Annotated in this window: 5 protein-coding genes; 4 read left to right on the top strand and 1 reads right to left on the bottom strand. The window is 71.0% G+C overall.

Going from position 1 to position 6,891, the window contains the following annotated elements; translation table 11 throughout:
* From D7X55_RS32865 to D7X55_RS32850, 4 genes are all read left to right on the top strand, one after another.
* Positions 1–1,334, top strand: a 1,334-nt coding sequence (locus D7X55_RS32865; protein ID WP_121725129.1) for a carotenoid oxygenase family protein, incomplete at its 5' end; no start/stop codon positions are given.
* 84 nt (positions 1,335–1,418) lie between these two features.
* Positions 1,419–5,129 carry an ATP-dependent RNA helicase HrpA gene (hrpA, locus tag D7X55_RS32860; protein WP_121725128.1) on the top strand — a complete coding sequence of 1,237 codons (3,711 nt, stop codon included), beginning with the start codon at positions 1,419–1,421 and terminating at the stop codon, positions 5,127–5,129.
* Positions 5,130–5,138: 9 nt separating this feature from the next.
* On the top strand, positions 5,139–5,693 hold the full coding sequence (locus D7X55_RS32855; RefSeq protein WP_233610213.1) for a DUF488 family protein: 555 nt from the start codon (positions 5,139–5,141) through the stop codon (positions 5,691–5,693).
* Between the two features lie 67 nt (positions 5,694–5,760).
* Positions 5,761–6,132, top strand: coding sequence for a YccF domain-containing protein (locus D7X55_RS32850; RefSeq protein WP_120553043.1), 372 nt, complete (start codon positions 5,761–5,763; stop codon positions 6,130–6,132).
* Positions 6,133–6,151: 19 nt separating this feature from the next.
* Here D7X55_RS32850 and D7X55_RS43615 read toward each other — a convergent pair.
* On the bottom strand, positions 6,152–6,891 hold a 740-nt coding region (locus D7X55_RS43615), incomplete at its 5' end, for a hypothetical protein (protein ID WP_158626456.1).

Here is a 6,891-nt window from a genome sequence, read left to right as displayed (position 1 = left end):
CCGAAGGACTGCGCGGGACGCTGTTCCGCGCGGGCGCGTGGACGTTCGACGTGCACGGGCTGCCCGTTCAACACTGGTTCGACGGCGACGGCGGCGTGATGGGCGTGCGCTTCGGGCCGGACGGTGTCCAGGGCGCGGCGAAGCTCGTGGACACGCGCACCATGGTCACGGAGCGCAAGGCGGGCCGGCACCTCTACGGCAGCTACGCCATGCCCACGCCGCTGCGCAACAAGCTGCTCAACCCCCAGAAGAACAACGCGAACACGGCGGTGATGCCGTGGAACGGCCGGCTGTACGCGCTGCACGAGCCGAACCTCCCCGTGGAGCTGTCCCCGGACGACCTGTCCAGCCTGGGCGAGACGAACCTCGACGGCGTGGTGATGAAGTCGTTCTCCGCGCACCCGCGCCGCGTCCACTCGCGAAAGACGCTCTACAATTTCGGCCAGCACCACGGCCGGGTGAACACGCTGGAGCTGTACGCCCTGCCGGACGGCGCCGGAGCGCGGCACCTGGGGTCCGTGCCGCTGCCCGGCGCGACCATGGTCCATGACTTCATGGCCACGGACCGCTACCTCATCTTCTTCCTGCCGGCCATGCGCATCGACGTGCTGAAGATGCTGCTGCGCATCGGCGCGTTCGCGGACAACGTCTCCTTCCGGCCAGGGGCGGCGGCGGAGGTGGTGGTGGTGCCCATCGACGACGTGGCGCACCCCCTCCGCATCCCCGCCGACGCCTTCTTCAACTGGCACTTCAGCAACGCGTACGAGCAAGGCGACACGCTGGTGGTGGACTACGTGCGCTACCCCGACTTCGCCTCCAACCAGTGGCTGGGCGAGCTGGTCCGCGCCACCCCGTCCATCGAGGCCGACGGCATGCTCCACCGCGCGGTCATCGACCTGAAGGCCCGCACGTTCCGCAGCGAGCAGGTGATGGACCTGAGCTGCGAGTTCCCCCGCGTGGCCCCCAGCGTGGAGGGCCAGCCGCACCAGGCGGCCTACATGGGCGCGCACTCCACCCGCGCGGCCCGGCGCGGAATGTACGACGCGCTGGTGCGCGTGGACGTCACCACCGGCCGGGTGACGCGCGCCGAGCTGGGCGAGGGCCAGTACCCCTCCGAGGGCATCTTCGTGCCACGCCCCGGCTCGAAGGCCGAGGACGACGGCTGGGTGCTCACCCAGGTCTACGACACCCAGACGGACACCACCTACGTGGCGGTGCTGGACGCGGAGCGGCTGGACGCAGGGCCCGTGGCGCGCTGCCACTTTGAACACGGCCTGCCGCCCACGTTCCACGGCGAGTTCCTGCCCCCCAGGAACGGCGCAGCCCACGGTTAGGGGCTACGGCGGGCCGTCCGCCGCGCGCGACCCACGTGATTCGCCAGGGGCGAAGCGCGCGCTTCGGTGCTAGTCCATACGGCCATGTCCGGCGAATCACCCGTCCCCTCCCCCGGCGGCCTGCCTACCCTGCGCTTCCCCCCCGAGCTCCCCATCTCGAGCCGGGTGGACGACATCACCGCGGCCATCACCGCCCATCAGGTGGTCATCGTCGCGGGGGCCACCGGCTCGGGGAAGACGACGCAGCTGCCCAAGATCCTGCTCGCCATGGGGCGCGGGCGGCCGCGCCAGATTGGCGTCACCCAGCCCCGGCGCATCGCCGCGACCAGCGTGGCGGCGCGCGTCGCTCGCGAGCTGGGCACGGAGCTGGGCACGGACGTCGGCTACCAGATCCGCTTCGAGGACCGCTCGTCCAAGCAGACGGCCGTGAAGTTCATGACCGACGGTGTCCTGCTCGCGCAGATCCACAGCGATCCGCTGCTGAAGCGCTACGACACCATCGTGCTCGACGAGGCCCACGAGCGCAGCCTCACCATCGACTTCCTGCTCGGGTGGCTCAAGCGCATCCTCCCTCAGCGCCCCGACCTCAAGGTGGTGGTGAGCTCGGCCACCATCGAGACCGAGCGCTTCTCGCAGTTCTTCGGCGGGGCTCCGGTCATCCAGGTGGAGGGCCGGACCTTCCCGGTGGACGTGCTCTACGAGCCGCCCCCCGAGGACTCCGAGCTCGCTGACGCCGTCGCCGATTCCGTCGCGAACGTCATCTCGCTCGACCCGGACGGGGACGTCCTCGTGTTCCTCCCCGGCGAGCGGGAGATCCGCGAGGCCGAGAACGCCCTCAACGCGCGCGAGCTGCGCGGCACGGTGGTGCAGCCCCTGTATTCGCGCCTGTCGGCCTCCGAGCAGTCGCGCGTCTTCGCCTCCATCCCCCAGCGCCGCGTCATCCTCGCCACCAACGTCGCGGAGACGTCGATCACCATCCCGGGCATCGTGTACGTCGTGGACACGGGGGTGGCGCGCCTGTCGCGCTACGACCCCCGCTCGGGCACCACGCGCCTGCACATCGAGCCGGTCTCCCAGGCCAGCGCCGACCAGCGCAAGGGGCGCTGCGGCCGCGTGCGCGACGGCATCTGCGTGCGCCTCTACGACGAGGTGAGCTTCACCTCGCGGTCCGCCTTCACGGACCCGGAGATCAAGCGCACCGGGCTCGCGGGGGTCATCCTGCGGATGAAGTCCCTGGGCCTGGGTGACGTCGAGGACTTCCCCTTCCTCGACCCGCCCCAGCCGAAGGCCATCGCCGAGGGCTGGCGGGTGCTCGAGGAGCTCGGGGCCATCGAGGGCAAGGAGCGCACGCTGACTCCGCTCGGGCACCAGCTCGCGCGCTTCCCGGTGGACCCGCGCATCGCCCGGATGATCCTCGCCGGCGCTGAATACGGGTGCCTGGAAGAGGTGCTCATCGTCGCCGCGGCGCTCAACCTGCAGGACCCGCGCGAGCGGCCCCGGGAGCTCGCGCAGAAGGCGGACGCGTCGCACGCTCGCTTCCGTGACGAGCACTCGGACTTCGCGAGCCTGCTCAAGCTGTGGGCGTTCGTGCGCGAGGCCGAAGGCCGGGGGACGTCCCATCTGCGGCGCGTGTGCCGGGACAACTTCCTGTCCTTCCTCCGGGTGCGCGAGTGGCGCGACGTCCAGCGCCAGCTCGAGGAGACCGTCCGCGAGCTGCGCCTGCCGCGCAAGGGCCGGGGCGCTCCGGCGCGCGGGGACGTGCTGCACCAGGCGCTCCTCACCGGGCTCCTGTCCCGCATTGGCCAGTGGAACCCGGAGCAGCGCTTCTTCACCGGCGCGAAGCAGACGCGCTTCATGGTCCACCCCTCGTCGGCGCTCTCGAAGAAGCCCCCGGCCTGGGTGATGGCGTTCGAGCTCGTGGAGACGTCCCAGCTGTTCGCGCGCACCGTGGCGAAGCTCGACCCGGAGTGGCTCGCGTCGGCGGCCCCCCACCTGCTCAAGCGCAGCTACTCCGAACCGCACTGGTCGGAGAAGTCCGCGCGCGCCATCGTGAAGGAGAACGCGACCCTCTTCGGGCTCCAGGTCTTCAAGGAGCGCCCCGTGCCCCTGGACCGCCTGGACCCCGCACGGGCACGGCTGATGTTCCTGGAGCATGCCCTGGTGCGCGGCGAGTACCGCACCCGGGGGGCGTTCCAGGAGGAGAACCAGGAGGTGCTCGATCGCGTGGCGCGCCTGCGGGACAAGGCCCGGCGCAGCGAGCTGCTCGACACCGAGGCGCTGCTGAACTTCTTCGACCAGCGCGTCCCGGCGGACGTGACGGACGGAGCGGCCTTCGAGGTCTGGCGCCGCAAGGCCGAGGCGGCCGACCCCGACGTGCTCATCCTCACGATGGAGGATGCCCTCTCGCACGACCCGGGCCTGTCTCCGGCGCACTACCCGGATGCCATCACCCTGCACGGCGTGTCAGTGCCGGTGACGTACACCTTCGACCCCTCGGCCGAGGACGACGGCATCACCCTGAGCGTGCCGCTCCTGCTGCTCGCCCAGCTGGTCCCGGGTGAGCTCGACTGGACCATCCCCGGGTGGCAGCGGGAGAAGCTCACCGCCCTGCTCGAACAGATTCCCAAGGCCCAGCGCAAGCAGCTGGGACCGCTGCCGGAGCTGGTCGACCGGCTCGAGAAGGAGCTGGTGCCCTTCCGCGGGCCGATGATTCCAGCGCTCGCGCGCGCGGTGTCCCGGCTGTGCGGCGTGGACGTGCCCGAGGAGTCCTTCCGGGCGGATGCCGTGGTGCCGTACCTGCGCACCACGCTCCGGGTGCTCGACGAGCGGGGCAAGGAGCTCGCGAGCAGCCGCGACGCCGACGCACTGATTGAACAGCACGGGGGACGTGCACGGGCGGTGCTGCGCAGCGCGGCGCCAGCGACGGACTGGGAGCGCAAGGGGCTGACCGCCTGGACCTTCGGCGAGCTGCCCGCCGTGGTCACCCGGCGGGTCGGCGGGCTCGACGTGCGCAGCTACCCCGCGCTCGTCGACCGGGGTTCCAACGTGGACCTGGTGCTGCTGGAGACCTCCGCCGCCGCTGAAGCGGCCACGCGCACGGGGATCCGCCGGCTGCTGATGCTCGCCGCGCGCGGACACGTGGCCGTCAGCGCCGCGCGCATGCCGCCGCCCTTCCCGTCCCTGGACGGCGCGCCTCCCGCGCGGGGCCAGTCCGACGCCTTCAAGGCGCTCGTCCTCGCACGCAGCGTGGACGATGCGTTCAAGCTCGCACCGGGTGCGCCGCTGCCGCGCACGAAGGCGGCCTTCGAGGCGCTGCTCCAACAGGGCTCACCGCGCATCGAGCAGACGGCCCGGGACTGGACGAACGTCGTCATCGCCACCTCCGCGGATCTCGCCGAGACGCTCGCCGCGCTCAAGGCGGCCTCCAAGGGGCCGAGCGGCGCGGCGGCCGTGCGGGACATCCGCTCGCAGCTCGGGCACCTGTTCCCCGCGAAGCTCATCGAGTGGATTCCCCTCAGCCGCCTGCTGAACTACTCGCGCTACCTCCGCGCGGCCCAGGCGCGGCTGTCGCGTGCGGTGGCGAATCCCCCCAAGGACGCAGCGAAGGCCGCGCCCTTCACGCCCTTGTGGGAATCCTTCCTCGCCAGATCCGCCTCCGCGCGTGACCAGGAGGCGGCGCAGGAGCTGCGGTGGACCTTCGAGGAGCTGCGCGTGGCCATCTTCGCTCCAGAGGTGACGACGCCCGTGTCGGTGACGGTCGCGAAGGTCAGCGCGACCCTCGCGGCGCTGCGCTAGGGAGGACCGATGATGGAGATGCCGAGGCGGGCACGAGGGTGGGCCGGCGTCCAGGTGTTCGCGCTGGGCCACTCCACCCGCACCATCGAGGAGCTGGTGGAGATGCTGTGGGCGAACGGCGTGCGGACGCTGGTGGACATCCGCACGGTGCCCCGCTCCCGCACCAACCCGCAGTTCAACGTGGACGTGCTGGGAAGGACGCTGGCCCGGGTGGGGGTCGAGCACCTGCACCTGCCAGCGCTCGGCGGGCTGCGGCGTGCGCGCAAGGACTCGCCCAACGCGGCCTGGCGCAACCTGAGCTTTCGCGGCTACGCGGACTACATGCTGACGGAGGACTTCGCGCAGGGGCTGGAAGCGCTGCGCGAGGTGGCGCTGCAAGGGCCGGTGGCACTGATGTGCGCGGAGGCGCTGCGCTGGCGCTGCCATCGCTCACTGGTGGCGGACGCGCTCTGGGCGCGAGGCGTCCTGGTGACGCACATCACGAGCCCCACCCGCGTGGAGCCACACCGGCTCACCGCCTTCGCGCAGGTGCGGGGGCGCCAGGTGCTGTACCCGGCGACATGAGGGAGCTCAAGCAGGCCGCGTTCGTCGAAGGTTTCCGACGGCCGCCAGCACGAAATATAAACCGGCCATGAACCTGCTTCTGAACCTGCTGTGGCTCATCTTCGGCGGTGGGCTGTTGCTCTGCCTCGAGTACCTGCTCGGCGGACTGGTGCTCTGCCTCACCATCGTGGGCATCCCGTTCGGCGTGCAGTGCTTCAAGCTCGCCGGCCTCGCGCTGCTGCCGTTCGGCAAGGACATCGAGGATCACCCCAGCGCGGGCGTGATGAGCTTCGGGCTCAACATCGTGTGGGCGCTCGTCGCCGGAATCTGGATCTTCCTCACCAACGTCGTCATCGGCGTCAGCCTGGCGCTGACGATCATCGGCATTCCGTTCGCGCTGCAGCACCTCAAGCTCGGAATGATCGCGTTCGCTCCGTTCGGCAAGCGCATCCGCGGCTGACCCGGACCGAAGCGCTTCATCAGCGCGGGTGCAGCTCCCAGCGGTAGGCAGTCCCGGGCGTGGCGGGACTGATGGGATGGCCCACACGCAGGAAGTACCTCCCCGGAGCGCCCGGCCGCACGTCGCGGCTGGAGCCCAATGTCGGGACGGGCGTCACGCCATCCGCCTCGAACAGCTCGAACACCGGCGTGGCCCCCTCCAGCGGGAACCCGCTCACGGAATAGGCGCGCGCCTCCAGGTCGAAGGCGAACCAGTCCTCGTCATAGGACGTGTCGACCACTCCCTCCGCGTAGAGCGTGGGCCCGGGCACGACCGTGGCGGCTTCGAGCGTGTCCGCGTGGTCGTCCTGCCCCACGTCCTCGATGGTGAGGACATAGGGCCCCAGCACGCTTCCCGCCACGAAGACGATGGGCTCCGAGCGGGTCGACTTGAAGCGCGCCGGCGGGCGGCTCAAGAGCATCAGGTTCCGGCCCGGCTCCGACGGCCGATAGGCCTCGAACGAGGAGGAGACATCCCAGTCGGCGAACCTCAGGCGGTAGACGTGCCCGGCCTCCACGTTCACGCGAAAGGCGTCCTGGTCACCGTGCGGCGCGGACACGCCCGGAATGGGAACACCGATGCTCGCGGGCACCGCGTCCGCCACGCCCGAGCCCTGATCCGGCCCCAGGTCCACGACCTTGAGCGCATAGGGGCCCCGGGGGTTGAGCAGGCTGTTGGACACGTGGACCCACAGCGGGCCGTCCCGCCCCAGCACCACCG

This window comes from Corallococcus sp. AB049A, assembly GCF_003668885.1.
GTDB classification, from domain to species: Bacteria; Myxococcota; Myxococcia; order Myxococcales; family Myxococcaceae; genus Corallococcus; species Corallococcus interemptor.
This window is presented reverse-complemented; position numbering and strand designations above follow the sequence as displayed.

What these genes read in the sequence shown, in the direction of transcription:
- D7X55_RS32855 (WP_233610213.1), top strand. Translation starts at nt 5,139, where the DNA reads ATGATGGAGATGCCGAGGCGGGCACGAGGGTGGGCCGGCGTCCAGGTG.
- D7X55_RS32850 (WP_120553043.1), top strand. Translation starts at nt 5,761, where the DNA reads ATGAACCTGCTTCTGAACCTGCTGTGGCTCATCTTCGGCGGTGGGCTG.
- hrpA (WP_121725128.1), top strand. Translation starts at nt 1,419, where the DNA reads ATGTCCGGCGAATCACCCGTCCCCTCCCCCGGCGGCCTGCCTACCCTG.